The sequence below is a fragment of the Candidatus Symbiopectobacterium sp. NZEC135 genome, from assembly GCF_025962695.1.
On record NZ_JAGFPF010000434.1, the window covers coordinates 1 to 1447 of the forward strand.

The 1447-nt window shown below is 60.7% G+C and carries 2 protein-coding genes; both read left to right on the plus strand.

The genetic code is table 11. From position 1 onward, the window contains the following. A partial coding sequence (locus J5224_RS27610; RefSeq protein ID WP_264628330.1) for an ABC transporter permease occupies positions 1-821 on the plus strand: 821 nt, incomplete at its 5' end. Next, positions 818-1447, plus strand: a 630-nt coding sequence (locus J5224_RS27615; RefSeq protein ID WP_264628331.1) for an ATP-binding cassette domain-containing protein, incomplete at its 3' end; no start/stop codon positions are given. The genes J5224_RS27610 and J5224_RS27615, both read left to right, overlap by 4 nt.

The following is a 1447-nucleotide window of genomic DNA, read 5'->3' on the forward strand; positions in this document are numbered from 1 at the left end:
CTGAATACTGCGGTGTGCTGGCTGGTGGCGGATATCCTTTCCAGGCTGATAACGCGGCGCACAACCGCATGAAAACGGTGCTGTTGGTGGTGCTGTGCGGTCTGATCGCACCGGGTTTGGCACCTTATGATCCGGCGCGTAGCGTTGGATTGCCGTGGCAAGCGCCGGATGCGCTGTTTTGGTGTGGAACTGACGCGCTGGGGCGCGATGTGCTGAGCCGTACCTTGCACGGTGGTGTTGCCATGCTGCTGTTTTCGCTGATGGCAACGGTGGCAGCGTCCCTTGCCGGGCTCGTTACGGGCCTGGTGCTGTTGGTGTTGCCCGATCGCGGGTATCAATTGACCGCGTTGTTAGACAGTATCCTGATGTTGCCGCCATTGCTGATCGTGATGATGACCTATTACGCGCTCGGTCCCTCACCCTTAACGCTGCTGTTTGCCATCATGCTGCTGAGCGCGCCCTTTACCGCACGTTTTATCCGCGCGCTGGCCGAGCCTATGTTGGACAGCGATTACGTCATGGTTGCCCGCGCCGCGGGCGATTCTACCGGGCTGTTGCTCCGGCGTGAAATCCTGCCGGGAGTGTATCCGGCGCTGTTGGGCGACGGGGCAACGCGTCTGGCGGGCGCTTTTTATCTGTTTTCCGCTGCCAGTTTTCTTGGGATCAATGCGGTCGGACAGGGGAATGACTGGGCCAGCATGGTCCGTGAAAGCCTTGAAGGGATGGTACTCAATCCCTGTGCCTTGTTATTGCCCGCCGTCAGCATCGCCAGCGTGATGATGTTGATCAATCGGGCGGTTGACCGCCGGGGGCACGGATGATATCGCCGGTGTTGCAGGTCGCGGAATTAGGCGTTGAAGACGCCGCAGGCAACCCGGTGCTGGCAGGGGTCTCCTTCCAGCTTGCTGCTGATGACGCCTTGGCGGTTGTCGGGCGTAGCGGGGCGGGAAAGAGTACGCTGCTGCGTGCGTTACTCGGGGAACTGGCACCGGGCATGCGCAGGGTGACGGGGGAGATCGTCTGTTGCGGTTGTGCGGTGCATGATGCTGATGCTGCGCGTTTACGGACGCTGCGCGCGCAGCAGTGTGCCTGGCTGGGGCAGGATCCGGCGCAGGAGTTGGTGCCGACGCAGCGCATTGAGCAACTGTTGCTGGGGTTTATTGCAAAAACGCCCGCAACGATAAGTGACGCCGTCACGTTTCTGCGCGCATTGGGTTTACCGGCGGATAAGGCCTTCCTGCAACGCTATCCATATCAACTGTCCGGCGGTCAGCGGCGACGCGTGGCGTTAATTCGCGTGCTGCTCAAGCGGCCTCAATTGCTCCTGTTGGATGAACCCTTTGCCGGCCTTGATGAAGCCCAGCGGCGTAACATGATTGCGCTGCTGAATCGCTGGCGGCGGCAGCATCGCTGTGCGCTGTTGCTAATCAGCCATGATGCGGTCAGT